General features: G+C 62.2%; 21 protein-coding genes. 8 read left to right on the forward strand and 13 right to left on the reverse strand.

All coding sequences use genetic code 11. From position 1 onward, the window contains the following. Window positions 1–75 precede the first annotated feature (75 nt). The 8 genes from NKH29_RS01605 to NKH29_RS01640 form a co-directional block, all read right to left on the reverse strand. Complete coding sequence (locus NKH29_RS01605; RefSeq protein ID WP_023719928.1) at window positions 76–2,145, reverse strand: ASKHA domain-containing protein; 2,070 nt, start codon at window positions 2,143–2,145, stop codon at window positions 76–78. 113 nt (window positions 2,146–2,258) lie between these two features. Then, the gene (locus NKH29_RS01610; RefSeq protein ID WP_023719929.1) at window positions 2,259–3,233 is read right to left on the reverse strand and encodes a methyltetrahydrofolate cobalamin methyltransferase; all 975 of its coding nucleotides are present in this window, start codon (window positions 3,231–3,233) and stop codon (window positions 2,259–2,261) included. 80 nt (window positions 3,234–3,313) lie between these two features. Next, window positions 3,314–4,405, reverse strand: a complete 1,092-nt coding sequence (locus NKH29_RS01615; RefSeq protein WP_023719930.1) for a methylenetetrahydrofolate reductase — start codon at window positions 4,403–4,405, stop codon at window positions 3,314–3,316. After that, entirely contained in the window at window positions 4,402–5,025 is a 624-nt protein-coding gene (locus tag NKH29_RS01620; RefSeq protein ID WP_023719931.1) for a methylenetetrahydrofolate reductase C-terminal domain-containing protein, read from the reverse strand. The genes NKH29_RS01615 and NKH29_RS01620 overlap by 4 nt, the downstream gene beginning before the upstream one ends. Next, entirely contained in the window at window positions 5,018–5,320 is a 303-nt protein-coding gene (locus NKH29_RS01625) for a virulence factor (protein WP_023719932.1), read from the reverse strand. Before NKH29_RS01625 ends, NKH29_RS01620 begins: the two co-directional genes overlap by 8 nt. 236 nt (window positions 5,321–5,556) lie before the next feature. Beyond that, window positions 5,557–6,468 carry a fatty acid desaturase gene (locus tag NKH29_RS01630; protein WP_245278621.1) on the reverse strand — a complete coding sequence of 304 codons (912 nt, stop codon included), beginning with the start codon at window positions 6,466–6,468 and terminating at the stop codon, window positions 5,557–5,559. A gap of 47 nt (window positions 6,469–6,515) precedes the next feature. Continuing rightward, the gene (locus NKH29_RS01635; protein WP_023719934.1) at window positions 6,516–7,298 is read right to left on the reverse strand and encodes a formyl transferase; all 783 of its coding nucleotides are present in this window, start codon (window positions 7,296–7,298) and stop codon (window positions 6,516–6,518) included. A gap of 82 nt (window positions 7,299–7,380) precedes the next feature. Then, on the reverse strand, window positions 7,381–7,956 hold the full coding sequence (locus NKH29_RS01640; RefSeq protein ID WP_023719935.1) for a DUF4893 domain-containing protein: 576 nt from the start codon (window positions 7,954–7,956) through the stop codon (window positions 7,381–7,383). Between the two features lie 121 nt (window positions 7,957–8,077). Here NKH29_RS01640 and NKH29_RS01645 point away from each other — a divergent pair, with 121 nt between their 5' ends. Beyond that, on the forward strand, window positions 8,078–8,992 hold the full coding sequence (locus NKH29_RS01645) for an NAD-dependent epimerase/dehydratase family protein (RefSeq protein WP_023719936.1): 915 nt from the start codon (window positions 8,078–8,080) through the stop codon (window positions 8,990–8,992). A gap of 4 nt (window positions 8,993–8,996) precedes the next feature. Here the strand turns inward: NKH29_RS01645 and NKH29_RS01650 are convergent, their stop codons facing one another. Further along, window positions 8,997–9,626, reverse strand: coding sequence for a DUF1638 domain-containing protein (locus NKH29_RS01650; protein WP_023719937.1), 630 nt, complete (start codon window positions 9,624–9,626; stop codon window positions 8,997–8,999). A gap of 64 nt (window positions 9,627–9,690) precedes the next feature. On the opposite strand from NKH29_RS01650, the gene NKH29_RS01655 reads away from it, so the two are divergent. Beyond that, window positions 9,691–9,831, forward strand: coding sequence for an entericidin A/B family lipoprotein (locus NKH29_RS01655; protein WP_023676507.1), 141 nt, complete (start codon window positions 9,691–9,693; stop codon window positions 9,829–9,831). Between the two features lie 81 nt (window positions 9,832–9,912). On the opposite strand, the gene NKH29_RS01660 is transcribed toward NKH29_RS01655, so the two are convergent. After that, window positions 9,913–10,611 (reverse strand): cobalamin B12-binding domain-containing protein, encoded by a 699-nt coding sequence (locus NKH29_RS01660; RefSeq protein ID WP_023676506.1) that lies wholly within the window; start codon window positions 10,609–10,611, stop codon window positions 9,913–9,915. A gap of 308 nt (window positions 10,612–10,919) precedes the next feature. On the opposite strand from NKH29_RS01660, the gene NKH29_RS01665 reads away from it, so the two are divergent. Further along, the gene (locus NKH29_RS01665) at window positions 10,920–12,494 is read left to right on the forward strand and encodes a trimethylamine methyltransferase family protein (protein WP_023719938.1); all 1,575 of its coding nucleotides are present in this window, start codon (window positions 10,920–10,922) and stop codon (window positions 12,492–12,494) included. Window positions 12,495–12,583: 89 nt separating this feature from the next. Then, entirely contained in the window at window positions 12,584–13,270 is a 687-nt protein-coding gene (locus NKH29_RS01670; protein ID WP_352998867.1) for a hypothetical protein, read from the forward strand. Window positions 13,271–13,315: 45 nt separating this feature from the next. Here the strand turns inward: NKH29_RS01670 and NKH29_RS01675 are convergent, their stop codons facing one another. After that, on the reverse strand, window positions 13,316–13,597 hold the full coding sequence (locus NKH29_RS01675; RefSeq protein ID WP_031194271.1) for a hypothetical protein: 282 nt from the start codon (window positions 13,595–13,597) through the stop codon (window positions 13,316–13,318). Window positions 13,598–13,901: 304 nt separating this feature from the next. Here NKH29_RS01675 and NKH29_RS01680 point away from each other — a divergent pair, with 304 nt between their 5' ends. Together NKH29_RS01680 and NKH29_RS01685 are read left to right on the forward strand one after the other, a co-directional pair. Continuing rightward, on the forward strand, window positions 13,902–14,462 hold the full coding sequence (locus NKH29_RS01680; protein WP_023719942.1) for an RNA polymerase sigma factor: 561 nt from the start codon (window positions 13,902–13,904) through the stop codon (window positions 14,460–14,462). Window positions 14,463–14,464: 2 nt separating this feature from the next. Continuing rightward, window positions 14,465–16,585 carry a vWA domain-containing protein gene (locus tag NKH29_RS01685; RefSeq protein WP_352495950.1) on the forward strand — a complete coding sequence of 707 codons (2,121 nt, stop codon included), beginning with the start codon at window positions 14,465–14,467 and terminating at the stop codon, window positions 16,583–16,585. Between the two features lie 147 nt (window positions 16,586–16,732). On the opposite strand, the gene bmt is transcribed toward NKH29_RS01685, so the two are convergent. Further along, window positions 16,733–17,749, reverse strand: coding sequence for a betaine--homocysteine S-methyltransferase (gene bmt, locus NKH29_RS01690; RefSeq protein WP_023719944.1), 1,017 nt, complete (start codon window positions 17,747–17,749; stop codon window positions 16,733–16,735). Window positions 17,750–17,837: 88 nt separating this feature from the next. After that, window positions 17,838–18,680: a helix-turn-helix domain-containing protein gene (locus NKH29_RS01695; RefSeq protein WP_023719945.1), complete on the reverse strand. Its 843-nt coding sequence runs from the start codon at window positions 18,678–18,680 to the stop codon at window positions 17,838–17,840. Between the two features lie 228 nt (window positions 18,681–18,908). On the opposite strand from NKH29_RS01695, the gene NKH29_RS01700 reads away from it, so the two are divergent. Together NKH29_RS01700 and NKH29_RS01705 are read left to right on the forward strand one after the other, a co-directional pair. Further along, window positions 18,909–19,919: a fatty acid desaturase gene (locus NKH29_RS01700; RefSeq protein WP_031194273.1), complete on the forward strand. Its 1,011-nt coding sequence runs from the start codon at window positions 18,909–18,911 to the stop codon at window positions 19,917–19,919. Between the two features lie 83 nt (window positions 19,920–20,002). Further along, window positions 20,003–20,803, forward strand: a complete 801-nt coding sequence (locus tag NKH29_RS01705; RefSeq protein ID WP_023719947.1) for a phosphate/phosphite/phosphonate ABC transporter substrate-binding protein — start codon at window positions 20,003–20,005, stop codon at window positions 20,801–20,803. Window positions 20,804–20,881: the final 78 nt, after the last annotated feature.

The following is a 20,881-nucleotide window of genomic DNA, read 5'->3' on the forward strand; positions in this document are numbered from 1 at the left end:
TTCCAGATCGGCGCGATCTGGAAACATTTGCATACAAATGAAAATGGAAGGTATGACAGGCCTAGCGGGGGCGAGTCATCCCCGCCCGCGCCGCGCGGCGTGGCCTTCGCGCGAACGCCGCCGCGGGGCGGCGTCGCCGGCAATGCCGTCTTCGCTCACCGTCTTGCGCGGCGGCAGTTTGACCGCCGCCGAAAGCTTGGGGAACGGGTCGATCTTGTTCGGCAGCGCCATGGCGTAGACGAAATGCTCCTGGAATTTCGGCTCCAGGGCCGTCTCAATCTTCTCGATCCTGCTGACGGTTTCCTCGATCTCGCGGCGATAGCCGCGGTTCAACAGCGCCATGCGGGCACCGGCGCCGGCCGCATTGCCAACGGCCGAGACCTTGTCGAGGTCGCAATCCGGGATCAGGCCCAGCACCATTGCGTATTTCGGGTCGATGAACGAGCCGAATGCACCGGCGAAGTGGATGCGGTCGACATGATCAGTGTGCTGCTTTTCCATCAAAAGCTTGGTGCCGGCATAAAGGGCGGCCTTGGCAAGCTGGATAGCGCGCACGTCGGTCTGGGTGATGGTGATCTTGGGCCCGCCTTCCTTCAGCACATAGGAGAAGGTGCGGCCGTTGGCGACGACGCGCGGCGAGCGGGCGCTCAGCGATCCGTCGACGACACCGTCCTCGGAGATGACGCCGGCGAGATACATCTCGGCGACTACCTCGATGATGCCGGAGCCGCAGATGCCGGTGACGCCGGTCGCCTGCACGCTGTCGAGGAAGCCCGGCTCGTCGGACCAGAGTTCCGAGCCGATGACGCGATATTTGGGCTCCAGCGTTTCGGGATCGATACGGACGCGCTCGATGGCACCCGGTGCGGCGCGCTGGCCGCCGGAGATTTCCGCGCCCTCAAAGGCCGGGCCGGTCGGCGAGGATGCCGCCACGACCCGCTGGCGATTGCCGAGCACGATCTCGGCATTAGTGCCGACATCGACGATCAGCATCATTTCGTCCTGGCGGTGCGGCCCCTCCGACAGCGTCACCGCCGCCGCATCGGCGCCGACATGGCCGGCAATGCAAGGCAGCATATAAAGCCTGGCGCCCTGGTTGAGCTTCAGGCCGATATCCGATGCCTTGATGTGGACGGCGCCGGAGATCGCTAGCGCGAAGGGAGCGCCGCCGAGCTCGGTCGGATCGATGCCGAGGAACAGATGGTGCATGATCGGATTACCGACGAAAATGGAATCCAGTATGTCGTTGCGCTGGACGCTGCCTTCGGCGCAGACCTTGTCGACGAGGCCCGAAATGGCCTCGCGCACGGCGACTGTCATGCCTTCGCGGCCGTCCGGGTTCATCATCACGTAAGAGACGCGGCTCATCAGATCCTCGCCGAAGCGGATCTGCGGATTGGATGTACCCGACGAGGCGGCGACGCGGCCCGATAGCAACGACACCAGATGCATGGCGATCGTGGTCGAGCCGATATCGCAGGCAAGCCCGTACGCCTCGTTCTTGAGGCCTGGCCACAAGGCGATGACCCGTGCGGTCTCGCTGTCGGTGTCCTTGTGGATGGCGGCGGTCGCTGCCCAGTTGCCTTTGCGCAAAATGCCTTGCACCTGCGGCAACAGATGGAAATCGAAATCGAGGCTCTTGAGGCCCCAGTCCTTCATCAGCGCGATTTTCAGGCGGTCGAGGTCGCCGAGCGGCTTGTGCATGTCGGGTTCTTCGATCTCGACATAGCACATGCGGATTGCCGCATCGCGGGCGATGACCCTGGTGTCGGCGTCTTTGCGGATGGTTTGCGCGTTGATGACGGTGTCCTGCGGCACGTCGACGACGAGATCGCCGAGAATCTGCGCCGAGCAGGACAGGCGGCGGCGTTCGGGCAGCCCACGAACGCGCTCGTAGCGCTCTTCCTTTGCGCCCTTGGGCGAGATGTGGTCGTTGGAGGAAACGATCTTGTGCTTGGCGAAATTGCCTTCCTGCACCTCAATCTGGCAACGCCCACAAGTGGCACGCCCGCCGCACACGCTCTCGACATAGACACCGAGCTGGCGCGCGGCATCCAGCACCGGCGTGCCGACCGGAAACCGCCCCCGCTTGCCAGACGGCATGAACAGCACGAGCGGATCGGTGATGTTGACGGGAGAGTTCATACGTTCCAGACTTTACTTTCTACGCTGCTCAGGTCTTGGCCGCGGCAGCGATGCCGCAGTGTTTCGGTTCCTCCCCAGTCCTAAGCCCCATATCGTGTCGGCCAAGCCATGGCTCAACCCCGGGCCATCCGCGCTTCGCGGCCGCCGCGCCTGCGTCCGCCATTGCCATTGCCATCGCCCGGCGCGTTGACCTGCGTCCGGGCGGCAACGGCCTGGCCGCCTTCGGCAGGCTTGTAATCCTTGTAGGTCCTGATCCAGTTGGTGCAGTTCTCATCGGTGCCGTTCAGCACATTGGCGCCACGCACCGCTTCCATTTCCTGCGGCCGCACCGGGTTCATGATCGCCGAGGTCATGCCGGCGCCGATCACCATCGGAATGAAGGCGGCGTTGATGCCATGACGGTGCGGCAGGCCGAACGAGATGTTAGAGAGGCCGCAGGTGGTGTTGACCTTGAGCTCCTCGCGCAGGCGGCGTAGCAGTGCAAACACCTGGCGGCCGGCATCGCCCAACGCGCCGATCGGCATGACCAGCGGGTCGACGACCACGTCATGCGCCGGAATACCGAAGTCTGCGCAGCGCTGAACGATCTTCTTGGCGACGGCAAAGCGCACGTCGGGGTCCATCGAAATACCGGTCTCGTCGTTGGAAATGGCGACGACCGGAACGTTGTATTTCTTGACCAGAGGCAGGATGGCCTCGAGCTTTTCCTCCTCACCAGTGACGGAGTTGACCAGCGGTCGGCCCTTGGCGACTTTCAGCGCCGCTTCGATCGCCGCGGTCACCGAGGAGTCGATCGACAGCGGCAGGTCGACCAGGCCCTGCACGATCTCCAGGGTCTGCACCAGCAGGCCGGGTTCGGTCTCGTTCGGGTTGACCGAGGTGACGCCGGCATTGACGTCGAGCATGGTTGCGCCGCAGGCGGCCTGTTCCAGCGCATCCCTGATGACGGTCTCAAAATTGCCCGCGATCATTTCGGCGGCCAGCTTTTTGCGGCCGGTCGGGTTGATGCGCTCGCCGATCACGCAGAAGGGCTGATCGAAGCCGATGATGATTTCTCGTGTCGCCGAGGCGACGATGGTCCGGGTCATGAAATCTCTCCATCGTGATATAAAGAGTTCTTTATATCGTTATCTGTTTCTGATCAAGCGAATGCTGACGATTCGCGCTGTCAATGCGCGGTCTTGACCATGTCGACCTGGGTTTCGGTGAGGTCGTCATGCAGTATGTGGTCGAGCCGGTCGGCAACGAGCTGGTCGTCGCGGCGGATTTCGCGCTTCCACGGCCGGCGGCCCTTCAGCACGCCGGACTCGTCGACGATCTCGGCGACATACTCTTCCTGGCGATAGGCCATCACATGGACGCCGGACACACCTGGAATTTCCTTCACCTCATTGATGATGTCGATGCAGAGCTGCTTGCCTTCCTTCTTCTGATCCTGAGCGCCTTCCAGGCGCTTGACGATCTGATCGGGAATGTGAATGCCCGGCACGTTGGAGCGGACCCATCTGGCCGTCTTGGCCGAGGCCAGCGGCCCGACTCCGCACAGGATGAAGCATTTCTCGGTATAACCGAGGTCGCGGACCTTCTGCATGTAGGTGCGGAACATCGGTACGTCGAAGCAGTACTGGCTCTGCACGAACTGCGCGCCGGCGGCGATCTTCTTGCCCAGCCGATACGGCCGGAAATCGATCGGCGGCGCGAACGGGTTGATGGCCGCGCCAAGGAAAAGCTGCGGCGGCGTGGTGAGTTTGCGGCCGGACAGGAATTTGCCGTTATCGCGCATGATGCGGCAGGTTTCGAGCAGCGACATGCAGTCGAGATCGAACACCGGCTTGGCGCCGGGCTGGTCGCCGGCCTGCACGCCGTCGCCAGTCAGGCACAGCATGTTGGCAACACCCATCGCGGCACCCCCCAGCACGTCGCCCTGGATGGCGATGCGGTTCCGGTCGCGGCAGGCGATTTGCATGATCGGGGCATAACCCATGCGGGTCAGCAGCGCGCAAATACCGACCGACGACATGTGGCAGTTGGCCCCGGAAGCGTCGACGGCATTGATCGCGTCGACCCAGCCGTCGAAAATCCTGGCGCGGTTGTAGACGTCTTCCGGATCGGCGCTGTCGGGCGGATTGAGCTCGGTCGTCACTGCGAACTCGCCGCGCCGCAGGACCCGCTCAAGCCGGCCGCGCGAGGTGTGACCGGGCAGGGGATCGAGCGGCAAATGGATGCCGGCCGGATTCTCGTCTGGCTGACGGCCGATCATGCCGACGCTCCGGTGTTCGTAGTATTCTGGGCCGCATTGCGGGCGGCCGCGGCCTGCGCGGTCACCCGCAGCCAGGCGGAGGTTTCGCGCAAGGACTGATCCACCGGCTTCTGCACGTCCAAAATCTTGTCGCCATGCACCATGTTCTGCGAGCCTTCCCAGGCCTTGACCCAGACGCAAGGCATATCAGGCTCGACCTCGCAATTGCCGTTGGCGCGCACACCGCCGCAAGGGCCGTTGCGCAATTGCTTAGGGCAGTTCATCGGGCACGACATGCCGGTCGAGGAAAGAATGCACTGACCGCACATGCGGCAGTCGAACATGAAGCCCTTGACGCGCTTCTCGACGAATTTCACCGGCCCTTCGACACGGCTGTAGCCGATGCCTTTCCATAGCGGGTGGAGAGTCAGGAACATGTCGGCGAATTTGGCGTAGAACCACTCGAGCAGCCGCGAATGCCGCACCGACCAAAGCCGCACCGCAAACGAGCGCTGCACGCGCCGCTGCGGCGACACGTCAGCCGGCTTGTAGTCGGATTTCGGCGCCGCCTTCTTGACGATTGTCGCCTGGGTCACGCCGCCTTGAGCCGTCGTCGCCGGCATTGATTGGGGATCAGACATTTTCTTTGCCGCCCGCCTTGACCAGAGCGACCAGCCGCTCACGGTCGTATTTCGCATCGAGCTCCTGAAGAGCCTTCTCGGCCTCGACTTCAAGATCGTCACTGACTGGGACGGGCTCTGCCTTGCGCCATTCGGCAAGATAGTCGTCGGTGCCGCCGGCGCCGGTGCGCATGGCGCACATGTCGATCGCCTCGGTGAAGCGCAGCGGCAGTTCGCGCTTGGCGTTCTGCCGGCCCTTCTTGATGATGACCTGGGCGGGGATGTCGCGCCAGTAGACGACGATCAGATCGGCCATGAATTCCTGCTCCTGGAGAGCGCCGCGCGTCCAATCGAACGCACAAACGATGCTCTACCACCTAACTCCGCTGCATCGTGCCCTCCGAAGATCGATTCCGATCCTTTGGGCCGATGCAGTGGTTTCGAGCATTGCCGGAAGCGCTGTTGGGCTGCTTGTTATGGGACGACGCGGGGGCCTTCAAAAGCGACGCAATCGACGGCTGCGGCTGAAAGCGGAGTCTCTTCCAGCACTGGTCAGCCGGCGCGGCCATCGAAGCTGCCGACCAGTTTCCTGTGGAAGCGCACGTAACCTCGTTCGGTCGTGCGTAAATGCTCCGCGATGATCTCATGGAAGCGCGGCAGGCGATGGAAGGGAACGGCCGGATAGGAATGGTGCTCGGAATGGTACGGCATGTTCCAAGCCACGAAGCGCACCAGCCTTGTGGTGAAGGTGGTGCGGGTGTTCTCGAGCATGTTGGCGACATGCGGGCACAATGCGTGCTCGGCCAGCAGGTAGGCCCGCAAAAACGGCTGTGCGACCAGCACCGGCACGATCCAGACCCACAACAGCAGCGCCGACTGTGCGGCGAGCGATGCGGCCAGCAACACCGCATAGCCGATCAGGAACAGCCGCGCTTCAATAACCACCTTGCCGCGGCCCTTTTCCGGCACAAAGCCGTCGCGGTTGCGGCCCGCCGCATTGGTTGCGATCACACGAGCCATGCCTATCCAATAGGGGCCGCCGGACAGATAGCGCAGATATTGGCTGATGGTCTCCGGCTTCGGCGCCATCAGTTCGGGGTCGTTGTCCGGGTCGTGGGTGTGGCGGTGATGGGCGAAATGGAAATAGCGGAACCATGCGGGCGGCAGCAGGATCAAGAAGCCGGCCACGGCGGCAACAGCGCGATTGAGCCACGCCGTTCTGAACGCCGTTTCATGGATGGTCTCGTGCAACAGCGTGAAGAAGAAGACGATCAGGATCCCCTGCGGCAAGACGAGAAGCGGCCAGAACGGGATGCGGGCGGCGATCAGTGCGCCCAGCACGACAACCAGCCCGCCATGGACGGCCAGCCGGACAATGCCTGGCCCGTCGACCCGGGCGGTGAGGTCGCGACGTTCCTCAACCGAAAGACCGGCAATGATGGTGCGGTGGTCGATGTCGCTCATGATGCAATGTTAGCGGCGGGTGGCTGTCGGGTAAATCGGCGCGCGTGTCACCAGACGCCGTTTCTTATCCCGGTCCAGAGATAGAACCAGACCGTCGGATGATACCATTGTCTCGAAGGCAGACCGGGATCGACCGTGCCGAGCTTGCCGGCCAGCGCATCCCTGACCGCCTCGACGCAGATGTCGCGCGAGAATGCCGCCTGCCGCAACGCGTAGCTTGAAATAGTGTCGCTAGGTTGGGGTTTGCCGCGTGCCTGCCGCAACACCCCGCCAGTGTCGACGCCGGCGTCGACCAGATGCACGGTGGTGCCGAAGTTTTCCGCATCGCCTGAAGCCAGCGCCCAATAGCCGCCGTTCATGCCACGATATTTCGGGGCGATGCCGGCATGGTAGTTGAGGACCGGGCAAGGGATTTTCGCCAGCGTCTGCCGCGACAGCAAGCGGCAGCCGGCGAGCAGCACGACACCCGGCTGGATTTTCTCGATCGCCTGCAGGCACTCCGGCGCGTTGGCCGACGAGACCTGGACGATCTTTTGCCCAGGCTTCGGTTCGGTTTGCAGCTTTTGCTCGGCGGCGAGCCGTGCTGCGTGGCCGGCGAAGAAGCGCTTGCCGAGCCGGGTCAGCATCATCGTGCCGAGTTGACCGATGGCCGAGGTCCAGCCTTGCCGCCGCGCCCGCCCGAGAAGCAATTGCCTTTTGGATTCAGGGGTTTCGAGGATGACGCTGACAGGCGCGAGGTGGTCGGCGATGGCGTTGACGATCGCCCAGATATGCGGGCCGCCTTCGGTGACGACGACGATCGGCCGTTGGTTTGTTTTCGACCGTGCCATGCTTCGCGACCCCCGCAAAGAGCTGTTCTTTGTGCGCGAATGCTAGGTTGACCGGGTTAACCCTTGGTGATCGGGGGCGGGCTCAGCGCTTGAATTCGAGGATGTCGAGCTTCGATTCGTAGTGGGGCGCCGGGAACTCGATGCGCCATTCGCTGGCGCTGTGGCGGAAGGCATAGCCGACCTGATCGCTTTCCGGGCCGCTGCCGTAGGGCTTTGCCGGATCGTCGTTGACGTAGAAGGAACCTAGATAGATCGCGCGTTTCTCGCCATCGTCGAAGAAGCGGCCCTTGGTGCGCTGCGAACCGGTGATCTTTTCCAGTCTCCAGCCGGAACCGTCGTCGCTCACCTTGCATTTGAACCAGCCATAGATGACGAGCGGGCTCAATCCGCCGGCCTTGATGGTGCGGCATTGCCAATTGCCGGTCAGGTCCTTGTCGGAGAAGGAAACCAGCGGCTTTGCCAGCAAGGCGTCGAGCTGCTTGACCTCGGCGGGATCGCCGGCCTTCGCCTCGTCAAGCGCTGCCTTGCGCGTCTCGCCATATTTGTCGAGGCGCGCCTTGTCGGCAGCGGTGATCAGCTTCTGCACTTCGCCATCGGCGAACGCGGGCAACGTCAAGCAGAGGACAGCTGCTACGGCAAACATAAGGCGAGCGATCATTGGTGGCGTTTCCCTTTTGATGACTGGAGCAGCCTGTTTTCTTGTCTGGCGCATACCTTAATGTTTCGCCGCGCTCTGTCATCCTTGCTTGAGCATCGACAGCAGAAACGAGGTGGAAAGAATGCGGATCTTGCTGACGGGATCGTCGGGTTGGCTGGGCAGGGCCTTGGCGCCACGCCTGCGGACTCTCGGCCATGACGTCACTGGCCTCGATCCCGTCCCATCCTCGGAAACGCGAATCGTCGGCTCAGTCGCCGATCGCGACCTGGTCATGAGGGCGGTCGAGGAGAACCGCATCGAGGCCATCATCCATAGTGGCGCGCTGCACAAGCCTGACATCGAACATCATCGCAACGAGAATTTCGTCGAGACGAATGTGCGCGGCACGCTCAACCTGCTCGATGCGGCGGCAACTTTCGGCGTTCAGCGCTTCATCTTCACGTCGACGACATCGCTGATGATTACCCAGGCCATCCGCGCCGGCTTGCCCGGCAGGGCGGCTTGGCTAACGGAAGACATGTCGCCTGAACCGCGCAACATCTACGGCGTGACAAAGCTTGCGGCGGAACATCTTTGTCGGCTCTACCATATCCAGTTCGGCCTGCCGGTGATCGTACTGCGCACCGCCCGCTTCTTTCCCGAAGCAGACGATATGGCGCATGTGATCGAACAGTCGGACGCCAACACCAAGGCCAATGAGCTGTTGTTTCGCCGGCTGACGGTGGAGGATGCTGCCGACGCCCACATCGCTGCCTTGGAGAAAGCGCCGCAATTGGGCTTCGACACCTTCATCATCTCGGCACCGACACCTTTCCAGCCCGACGATTGCGCGGCATTGATCGCCGACGCACCGTCGATCGTCGCGCGCTATTTTCCGGATTATCCGGCACTCTACTTGAAGAAAGGCTGGACGATGTTTTCGTCGATCAACCGGGTCTACGATGCGTCCCGGGCGAGGGACCGGCTGGATTTCGTCTGCAAGACGAGCTTTGCCGATGTGCTCGCTGGGCTCGAAGCTGAAGAAAACGGTGCCTAAAGTGTCAGGCCAGGGCTGAGGCCCCAGCCAGTTCCTTCGTCAGGTCGCCGTAGCCGGTCGAGCGGCGCTCATAGGCGAGGCCGAGCATTTTCGCCGCCTTTTCGGCGACCTTGTCGAGTTCCGGGTCGTCGGTCTGGGCGATGTAGATCAGCTTCTCGTAATTGCCGAAATAGTCCTTGATCAGCTCCGGGTGCTTGTCGAGGCCGAGCGGCTTCATGAAGAAGGCATCGAATTGCCGGCAGAGGAAATCGGTCATGTAGAACGACATCATGTCGTCATCGGCAACCTTCGCATAGGCATCCATGCCTTGGTAGAAGGCAAAGCAATGCGGCCCGGCCATGCGCTCGACGCCATGCTTCTCGCAGATCCGGTCGAGCAGGCCACCCGTGCCGCAATCGGCATAGCCGACGAAGATGTGTTTGTAGCCGTCAGCCCTGGCCTTGGCGATTGCCTTGTCCATGGCCGGCGCAATGCGGTCCGGATAGAAATGGAACTCCGCCGGGAGGCAGGTCAGGTCGAGATGGTCGAGCCCGAGCTGCTCCTTGACCGCCAGAACTTCGCGCGCAATCATCCCGCAGGCGATGACGAGCAGCCTGTCGCCTTGATCGGATTGTTGTTTTCGCGCGGTAGTCATGGAACCAGTCTAATCCATCTTCGTTGCTGTCCAGCGAATTTATATTCTGAGGGAGACACCAATCATGAAATTGTTCCGCGTTGCGCCAATCGCTATTCTCGCCTGCGCCCTGGCTGTTTCGGCCTGCGCCAACACGGTGCGCGGCGTCGGTAAGGATATCAAATCCACTGCGAAGGCGGTTGACGATACCGTCAAGAAACCCTGATCTGCACGATTTCAAACATTTGGGAATAAAAAAGCCGCACTGCAAGGCGCGGCTTTTCTCGTCGGTGCCGAATTTATTGACTCAGGCCGAAGCGCGGACGTTGTGCTTGCGCTTCATGAAGTCCTTGGCGGTCTCGACCGCCACCGCGGCGTCGCGGCAATAGGCGTCGGCGCCGACGGCTTTGCCGAATTCCTCGTTGAGCGGCGCGCCGCCGACCAGCACGACATAATCATCGCGAATGCCTTTTTCCTTCATCGTATCGATGACGACCTTCATGTAAGGCATGGTCGTCGTCAGCAGGGCCGACATGCCGATGATGTCGGGCTGATGCTTTTCGATGGCATCGAGATATTTTTCGACCGCATTGTTGATGCCGAGGTCGATGACATCGAAGCCGGCGCCTTCCATCATCATGCCGACGAGGTTCTTGCCGATGTCGTGGATGTCGCCCTTAACGGTGCCGATCACCATCTTGCCCTGCTTCGGCGCGCCGGTGGCGACAAGCAACGGACGCAGGATGAACATGCCGGCCTTCATCGCGTTGGCCGACAGCAGCACTTCCGGAACGAACAGAATGCCGTCGCGAAAATCCTCGCCGACGATGCGCATGCCTTCGACCAGAGCCTCGGTCAGCACCTTGTAAGGCGCCCAGCCGCGCTCGAGAAGGATGTTGGTGCCTTCCTCGATTTCTTCCTTCAACCCATCATAAAGGTCGTCGTGCATCTGCTGCACCAACTCGTCGTCGGAGAGTTCCGAAAGGATGATCTCGTCGTCGGCCATTTTTTCTCAGGCTCCTTGCCGGCTACAACTATCGCGGCAGCTTAAAAATATCGCGCCATTACCTAACCCGCGCGGGCCGGTTGTCCATAGCTGATTTGCGACTTCCCGCAAAACGAAAGCGACCGTAAATCTCTTGGAATTCTTGTCGATTTTGCGACAGGCGTTGGCGCTGGCGGGCCGTTTCGAATAAGGTGCATGGCTACGATCCGGCCAGAGACCGCAATATGCGGCTGCAAATGGATTTCAGGCCGGAACAAGAGCCCGGCCAAAGCAAATCAGGCCAGAACGAAAGCCAGGGAAGAACGATTATGAGTGAGAACGCGCCGGTCGATCAGGAAGCGTCAAACGCACGGCGCGGGCGCGCTGCCAGCGGTGGCGCCGCAGCGCGCCGGGCTGCACGTTCGGGCGGCGGCCCCGGTACACAGCTCACCTATATCAAGCGCAAGATCAACGTCTATGAAGTGCTGGACGAGGAAGGCCTGGCGCTGATCGAAAAGAACACCGACACGGTGCTGGAAGAGATCGGCATCATCTTCCGCGACGACGCCGAGGCACTGCAGCTTTGGAAAGAGGCGGGCGCCGACGTCAAGGGCGAGCGGGTGCATTTCCCCAAGGGCCTCTGCCGCTCGCTGTTGAAGACCGCTCCGTCCGTCTATACCCAGCACGCCCGCAACGGCGAGCGCTCGGTGCAGATCGGCGGCAACGCGACCGTGTTCGCGCCGGTCTATGGACCGCCCTTCGTGCGCGATCTCGACGGCGTCAGGCGCTACGCGACGATCGAGGATTTCCGGAATTTCGTAAAACTTGCCTATATGGCGCCATCGATCCACCATTCGGGCGGCACGGTTTGCGAGCCGGTCGACGTGCCGGTCAACAAGCGCCATCTCGACATGGTCTACAGCCATATCAAATATTCGGACAAGCCGTTCATGGGCTCGGTGACCGCGCCCGAGCGCGCCGAAGATACGGTGGCGATGGCCAAGATCGTGTTTGGTGACGATTTCGTCGAGAACAACACGGTGTTGACCAGCCTGATCAACGCCAACTCGCCGATGGTCTTCGACGAGACCATGCTGGGAGCGCTGAAAGTTTACTCGCGCCATAACCAGGCGTGCATCGTCACGCCGTTCATCCTTGCCGGGGCGATGAGCCCGGTGACGGTCGCCGGCACACTGACCCAGGTTTTGGCCGAGGTTCTGGCCGGGGCGTCGTTCACACAGCTGATCCGGCCGGGTGCGCCGGTACTGTTCGGCACCTTCGCCTCGTCGATCTCAATGCAGTCGGGCGCGCCGACCTTCGGCACGCCGGAGCCGTCGCTGGTCTCCTATGGCGCCGCCCAGCTTGCTCGCAGGCTCGGGCTGCCGTTCCGCACCGGCGGCTCGCTTTGTGCTTCGAAAATCCCCGATGCGCAGGCGGCCTATGAGAGCGCCAACACGCTGAATTCGACGATCCTCGCCGGCACCAATTTCGTGCTGCATTCGGCCGGCTGGCTCGAGGGCGGGCTCGCCTCCTGCTACGAAAAGTTCATGATGGATATCGACCAACTCGGCATGACGCAGAAGTTCTCCGAGGGTGTCGACCTGTCGGAAAACGGTCAGGCGATGGATGCCATCCGCCAGGTGGGTCCGGGCAGCCATTACCTCGGCTGCGATCACACCCAGGCCAATTTCCAGACCGCGTTCTACCGCTCCAACATCGCCGATAACAATTCCTACGAGCAGTGGCTGGCCGAAGGCGAAAAAACCGCGCCGCAGCGCGCCAACGAGCTCGCCCGCCGCTGGCTGGAGAGCTACGAGGCGCCTTATCTCGACCAGGGCATCGACGACGGGCTGAAGGACTTCATCGCCAGGAAGAAGGCGTCGATGGCCGACGCCTTCACCTGAAAGGAGCCCGAATCAGGCGGGGCTAAAGTCGCCAACATCATCCACAAGGAAGTCTGGCGGAGCGCCTTCTCCGACCCGGACAAGAAGGGATGATTCTCGAGCGCGGCATGGTCGAAACCATCGCGGCCGCGCTTTCCGCCCACGGCCTCATCCCGCGCGGCGGCTTCAATTTTGCGGGCGGTGAGGGGACACCTTCCGGTCTCTCCGGCGCCGCCGCCAGATCCGTCCTGCTGGTGGGGCAGGCAGGCGCCGCACCTTGGCCGCACTTCCTGCGCTGGTTGGAGAAACAGTCACAGCCGATCGACGATTCGCTCGACAGATGGTCGCGCGGAGTGATCGGCGCTGTGGCCGAAAAATTCGGGGCACGCGCGGTGTCACCGTCCGACAGGCCTTATCTGCCGTTCCAGCAATGGGCGATGCAGGCGGAGGGGCTGAAGCCGTCGCCGCTCGGCATCCTCATGCATCCGCAATACGGGCTCTGGCATGCCTATCGCGGCGCGCTGTTGTTCGAGAACGAGATTGCGCTCCACGAACGTCGCGACGTGATTCACCTTTGCGACACATGTTTGGAAAAACCTTGCCTGAAATCCTGTCCGGTCGCGGCTTATTCTGCGGATGGTTTTGTGCATGAAACCTGTCTGGCGCATGTGCGTGGGCAAAACGGCGGACCTTGCCGGACCGGCGGCTGCCTTGATCGCAACGCCTGTCCTTACGGCATCGATTATCGCTATCCGGCCGAGGTTCAGGCCTTTCACATGGCAGCATTCGCGCGCTAGCCAGACAAGACCCCGCTGCACGCAAAGACGTCGACCGTTCCGATCTCAGGATTTTTGGCCGAAAGCCAGCCCCGCCGCGTGAAAGAGACCCATCAGCAGCACCCCGATGGCACCAGAGACCAACGAGACGATGGGATACTGTGCGAAGTTGGCCCCGTACGCGAAGAGGGCCACCACGAAGCTCGCCCAGCCGGCTATCAGATTGGGCACGGCGGAGTTACCGAAGACGCACGGGTAGGAACCCTTGGTTATCCCACTCACGAAATGTGGGACGCCATTGGCGCCAAAAACACCCGCGAAAAAAGCAAGGAATGCCGTCAGCCACATATGAGCTCCGTCCCTTGGCAAATTGAAGCGCGCCGTTCACTTCAGGCCGCCATAGCATGGCAGGCAGTCGGCGAAATTGTGCACAAAGCCAGCGTAAAGCAACCCCGATACGCATTTGTGAACGTGGCGGCTCCACATAGTGCCTTCGATGCAGCCGGCGCCGAACGCCACTGGGAGCGGCTGACGATGCTGTTTGCGGAGACGCTCGGCCAAGGCGCGCCAACCATTACGACGTGACTGCCCGCCAAAAAATTCTTCCCATCACCCAAGGAATCGCCATTAGCCTTCGTCCAACAGGCAAATGATGGCGATGATGCTGGACGAAAGCGAAGCCTCCGACGCCGAACTGATCGGGCGGGCGAAGGGCGGAGACAGGGGTGCTTTCGGCAAGTTGCTCGAAAGGCACTACGGTTTCGTCTATCGCGCCGCCTATCGCTGGTGCGGGAAAAAGGCCGACGCCGAGGATATCGCCCAGGAAGTGTGCGTTCGGCTCGGCCGGGCGATCCGCGACTATCACGGCAGCGGCGCCTTCACGACGTGGCTCTACACCATGACGCTGAATGCGGCGCGCGACATGATGCGCAAGACCGCCCGCGATACGGCCAAGACCGAGGCCTATGGCGCCTATGCGCTGATTTCGGGGGAAACCTCGTCCGAGGCGGAAGACCCGGTCGAGGCGCTCTGGGCAGCGGTGCGCAAGCTGCCGGACAAGCAGCGCGACGCGGTGCTGCTGGTCTATGGCGAAGGGCTGAGCCACGCAGCCGCCGCCGAGGCGATGGCGATCTCGGAGACGACGGTTTCCTGGCACATCCATGAGGCGAAGAAACGGTTGAAGACGCTGATGCGTTCAGCCGGGGAAGTGTGACCATGGTCGACGACAAGCAACTGAACAGGCTGCGCGATATCGCAGCACCGGCGCCTGACGCGGATGCAAAGGCGCGTGCCCTCCAGGCCGCGCTGCGCGCCTATGACATGGAAGAAAAAACTTTACCGGCCGCCCAAGGATCGGCAGGCGGGCTTCGTCTCACAGAGCGAGCACAAAGGCTCTGGAGCGAAATCATGCAAAAGAAACTCTTCGCCACGCCGGCCATTGCCGGGCTCGTTGCCCTGCCGATCGCCGGATACGCCACCATCTATATGCTTGGGGAATCCAAATTCGGCGGGCCCGAATTCGGCGGCGACGATAAGATCACCGAAACGCTGGCTGACAAGCCGGCGACCGTCAAACCGCCGGTTGTTGCCGAAGCAGATAAGCAGAAGAAGGCGGACGCCGACAGCGAAAGCCGCGACGCCGGCGAGGCGCTTGTGGCGCCGACATCGCCGCCGAAAGCGGAATCGACCGCGGTCGGCGGGTTGACGCAGCAGGATGTGCTCACCCGCAATGCACCCGAACCGGCGCAGAGCGGCGAGTTTGCGCTGGATGGCGGTGCAAACTCCGTGGCTCCGGCAGTCGATGGTGGCGCGCGGGTCGGACGCATGCCTGGCACGGTTGCCGAGTCCAAGCTGATGGCACAGCAGCCTGCCGCTGCGCCGGCCGACCAGATGCTGCCGCGAGAGGAAAACCGTGACCGGGTCGAGGATTTCAAGACCAATCCGGTGCATGCCGCACTCGAAGACCCGGTCTCGACGTTCTCTATCGATGTCGACACCGCTTCCTATTCCTTCGTCCGGCGCTCGCTGAAGGAAGGTTTTATCCCGCAGGCCGATACGGTGCGCGTCGAGGAGATGGTCAACTACTTCCCCTATGACTGGAAAGGCCCGGACTCCGCCTCGACGCCGTTCAACTCGACCGTCAGCGTCATGCCGACTCCGTGGAACGAGCACACCAGGCTGATGCATGTCGCCATCAAGGGTTTCGACGTGAAGCCGGCCGAGCAGCCCAAGGCCAATCTGGTCTTTCTGATCGATGTGTCGGGCTCGATGAACGAGCAGGACAAGCTGCCGCTCCTGCAGTCGGCCTTTCGGCTGCTGGTCAACAAGCTGAGACCCGACGATACCGTCTCGATCGTCACCTATGCGGGCGATGCCGGTACCGTGCTGGAGCCCACCAAGGCTTCGGAAAAGGACAAGATCCTCGCTGCCATCGACAACCTGACATCCGGCGGCTCGACGGCAGGCGAGGCGGGCATCAAGGAAGCCTACAGGCTGGCGCAGAAATCCTTCGTCAAGGACGGTATCAACCGGGTGATGCTCGCCACCGATGGTGATTTCAATGTCGGCCAGACCGACGACGACGACCTGAAGCGGCTGATCGAAAAGGAGCGCAAGACAGGTGTGTTCCTGTCGGTGTTCGGCTTCGGCCGCGGCAACCTGAACGACCAGATGATGCAGACCATCGCCCAGAACGGCAACGGCACCGCCGCCTATATCGACACTTTGGCGGAGGCCGAGAAGGTGCTGGTCGAGGATGCCTCCTCGACACTGTTCACCATTGCCAAGGACGTGAAGATCCAGGTCGAGTTCAACCCGAACAAGGTCTCGGAATACCGGCTGATCGGCTACGAGACCCGCGCCTTGAACCGCGAGGATTTCAACAACGACCGCGTCGACGCCGGCGAGATCGGCTCAGGCCATTCGGTCACCGCGATCTACGAGATCACGCCTAAGGGCAGCGGCGGCGAACAGATCGATCAGCTGCGCTATGGCCAGGCCTCGGTGAACAATGGCGGTGTCGCCAATGCCGACGAATATGCCTTCGTCAAAATCCGCTACAAGCTGCCGAACGAGGACACTTCGAAGCTGATCACCACGCCGGTGACGTCAGCCAACGAGGTGGCGTCGTTCGACCAGGCCAGCACCGACCAGCGTTTCTCCGTTGCCGTCGCTGCCTTCGGCCAGAAGCTGCGCGACGAGGATGCGACCGCGAAGTTCGGCTACGACAAGATCATGGAGATTGCCACCGCCGCCAGAGGAGCCGACCCGTTTGGGTACCGGTCCGAGTTCCTCTCGCTTGTGCGCCTTGCCTCGGCGCTCGGCGGTAACCGGTAGTGGCAATGATGGCCGGTTTCTTTCAGATCGGATCGTTCTGACAGGGGGAACCGGCCTACGGGCGGGTGAGGCAGGCCGGCGAGGGAAACCTTGCCGGCCTTTTTTCGTGGCTGCACCGCTTCGCGGACCGCGTCGCAGCCGAAAGCGTCAGGCGCGTCCGCGGCGCCGTTCGCGGCGGGCTTCGCTGGTCTCGGCGACGTTGACCGTCGCCTGCTTGTTGCGCATCGGGCCGATGCGTTCGACGATCTGCTCGACGGTCGGGCGATCCGACCTGGTGTGCGCATCGAGCGCCTTGCGCATGGCGGCAAGGTGCTGGAACGAGGTACCGCAGCAGCCGCCGACGATCTTGGCGCCGGCATCGACGGCCAGGCGCACATAATCGGCCATCAGCTCGGGCGTGCCCGAATAGTAGATCTCGGCACCGCGAAATTCGGGGATGCCGCAATTGCCCTTGACGATCACCGTTGCCTCGGGCTTCGCCTCGGTCATGTCGAGCAGCGAAGCGAGAATATCGGAGGCGCCGACACCGCAATTTGCGCCGACACCGAGCGGCGTCTGCGACAGGCCGTCGACGACACCGTGGATGTCCTTCGGCAGCAGCCCCATCATGGTGCGGCCGGCGGTGTCGAAGGAGCCGGTATAGGTATAGGGCAAGCCGACGCGGATGGCGGCTTCGGCGGCGGCACGGATCTCGTCCGGCGCCGACATGGTTTCGATCCAGGCGACTTCGGCGCCGCCGGCCTTCAGGCCCTCGATCTGCTCGGCAAAGGCCTCGACCGCCTCGTCATAGGTCATGGCGCCGAGCGGCACCAGCAATTCGCCGGTCGGGCCGACTGAGCCGGCCACGATCACCTTGCGGCCGGCCTTGCCGGCGACGGCGCTTGCGATCTCGGCGGCGCGCTTGTTCAGTGCGTGGACGCGGTCCTGCGCATGGTGCAGCTTGAGCCGATGGCGGGTCCCGCCAAAAGAGTTGGTCAGGATGATGTCGGCGCCGGCATCGACAAAGTTCTGGTGCAGGCTGGTGATGGTGTCGGGCGCGGTCTCGTTCAAGAGCTCAGGAGCCTCTCCGGCCTCAAGGCCCATCGCGAACAGATTGGTGCCGGTGGCGCCATCGGCGAGCAGGACGCCCTTTTCGGCAAGCAGAGCGTCGATCGGATTGGTCATGTGAAATACGCCTTCCCGGAAGAATAACTGAGATAAGGATATAAAGAATTCTTTATGTGCCGTCAATGTCGACACGGAGAGCAACCGGTCAAAATCGCATCTCCGCCAGCTTTCGTGTGAAGCTGGCCGCTTCATGCGCGTTGACGTCCGCGGCACGGATCAGATTGTCGAAATGGCTGGTCAGGATGCGGATCGGCTGCGTGGCGTTCAGCACCAGATACATGTCGCCGACGTAAATGGCTGCGCGATAGGGCCCGAAGATGGTGTACGGGATCGAATAGCGCATCCGCCCGTCATAGAGAAACAGGCGGAAGGTGGGATAGAGGTCGTCGAGTAGCGTCGCCATGTGCAGGAGCTGCTGGTGGCGGTCGGCCTCCGGAAAGCGGTCCCACACGCCCAGCCCGCGCGCGAAGATCTCCAGCGTGTGGCGCGGCATACAGACTTCCATGTCGGTTTCGGGCCGTCGGTTGTAGTCGATGCGGTACTGCGTTTCGCCGGCCTGTGCCTCGCGGCTCTTGTTGGCGATGACGGCTTCATAGTCGACAAGCGCCTCGGTGCGCAGAAGATCGGGAATGCCGGCCGGGACGTAGCGGATTTTCGTTCCCGCCGCCTCGGCATGCCAGCGAGCCAGCAGCGTGCGGTCGAAGCCGTCCGGCGCCTCCTCGATCTCAAGGCTCTCGCGGATTTCACCGGTGACGCCCTCGTCCTGGCTGAGGCCGAGCAGCCAGTCGAGCGAGACTTTGAATTCGGCGGCGATGTTGAGCAGCGTTTCGGCGCGGGGAAGGCGGGTCGAGGCGCCGGAGAGCAGCTGCGACAGCGCCGAACGGTCGATGCCAACCGCGGCGGCGAAGGCCGACTGGTTCAGATCGGACCTTGTCAAGAGCATTTTCAGGCGCTCGCGAAAGATCGTCGACAGGTCGCGCTTGTCCAAATCGCCACCCCACCCGATAGGAGGAAAAATTTGCGCTGAAGCCGCGAACGCGGAGCTTCAGGCGTAAATGAATCCGGTGCGTTGTTTACAATGCATAACATATGCAGCTGAAAATGCGCAATCGCAACAGTTTGTGCGCTTTATCGCGTTGCAGCAATGCAACGCTCCTGACACAACGCTGTCAGGGATCAAACGGGTTCCGGCGACTGGAAGGCAGTGGTCGATAGCATGACGAGCATGGGCAACAGGCGACATGGCGCGGCGACCATCGAATGGCCGACGGTGTTTCTCGCACTTTTCTGCTACGGCGGCTGGCTCGCTACCGGCTTTCTGCTCTGGCCATCCTACCCGCTGTTGGCGCTCGCCCTTCTGGCCCTGATTGCGGCGCTGCAATCCTCGCTGATGCACGAGGCCCTGCACGGCCACCCAACCCGGAACGCGCGGCTCAACGAAGCCGTTGTGTTCCTGCCGATTGGCCTTGTCTGGCCGTTTCGCCGGTTCAAGACCATTCATCTGCGCCACCATGCAGACGAGCGCCTGACCGATCCGCTCGACGATCCCGAAAGCTATTACAAGGCGCTCTGGCAGCACGAAGAGCTGCCGTCGGCTATGAAGTTCCTGCTGAAGGTCAACAACACGATGCTCGGGCGTTTGGTGCTCGGTCCGTGGCTCTCCTGCATCGGCTTCTTCATCGACGACGCCAGGCAGGTTGCCGCGGGCGACAATTCCATCTGCAAGGCATGGCTGCTGCATGCGATCGGCCTCGCCGTAGTGTTGCCTGTCGTGCAGTTCGGCTTCGGCATGCCGTTGTGGCTCTACATACTGGTGCCGGTGTGGCTTGGGCAGTCGCTGATTTCGATCCGCACCTACGCCGAGCATCAATGGTCTGAACATCCGGAAGGCCGCACGATCATCGTCGAGCGCTCGCCGCTGTCCTTCCTGTTCCTCAACAACAATCTGCATTTCGTCCATCACAAGAGCCCGACGGTGGCCTGGTACAGGCTGCCGAAGCTGTTTCGCGACCGCCGCGACGAGTGGCTGCGGATGAACAATGGCTACGCCTATCCGAACTATTTCGCGCTGCTCAAGGCCTATGCCTTCAAGGCGAAGGAACCGATCGTCCATCCCGTGCTGCGGCGCATGCCGGAACCAGGACGCGCGTTCAAGCCGCGCGTCAGGGCACGCAGCCTCAATGGGCTTGGCAGCGCACCGGTACCCGCCGAGCCGCCGAAGGAATGATCCTCGCGGCATTGCAGGCGCTGCCGCGCGGGCAACGCTTTCCTGACCTTGTCAATTTCCCTGCATAACGGTCAAATCCCGGCATGAGCGAATTCATTGCGGCTTTGCCGATGTACGACTGGCCGGAAGCGCGGGACGAGGTCGACGCAGAATGGGCGCGGCTGCGCGATGCTTTCAGACAAAAAGGCATCGATGCGCCGGAGACGATTATCCGCCGCAATGGCGATTTGCCCCCGGTGCCTGGCGGTATTCGCGACGATAAGGGAAAACTCATCGCGCCCGATCCGGCGACATTGCCGCTGGACGAACTGGATTTTCACCGGCTCTGGCTGCACCCGGCGCTGCTCTTTGCGCAAACCTGCTGGGGACCGATGGAACTCGGCCTGTCGCAGCGTGTCCACCTCGTCGGCCAGCCGCGCTACGACGCCTTTGAGGGCGGACAGGGCGAACTCTATTCGAGCGCCATCGTCATGAGGGCGGGCGAGGCACCGCCGGCAAGGTCGCCGGCCGACGGCGGCGCCGTCATTCCGCTCGATCAGCTTCGCGGCAAACGTTTCACCTTCAACAGCCTCGATTCCATGTCGGGCATCATCGCGCCGACACGCGACCTGCAAGCACTGGGCGAGAGTTTGGATATCTTTTCCGCGCTGAGCGAAAGCTGGGGGCACCGCGCTTCGATTGTTGCTGTTGCCGAGGGCAGGGCCGACGTCGCGGCGATCGACTGCGAGAGCTGGGCGCTGGCGCAGCGTTTCGAGCCTGCAGCGCAGAAGATGACGGTCGTCGGCTGGACAAGGCGGCGCAAAGGATTGCCGTTCATCACGGCCAGCAGGACGCCGGAAACGATCGTCGCCATGATGCGCGAGGCGATCGAGGCGCTCACATAAAGCGCGTCGCGTCCGGTCGGCCTCATGCGACGCTTTAAATTCTTGTTTTACGCATGTCGTTATCGCAAAACCGCTGCA

Source organism: Mesorhizobium sp. M1295 (assembly GCF_040318135.1).
In the GTDB taxonomy this organism is placed as follows: Bacteria; Pseudomonadota; Alphaproteobacteria; order Rhizobiales; family Rhizobiaceae; genus Mesorhizobium.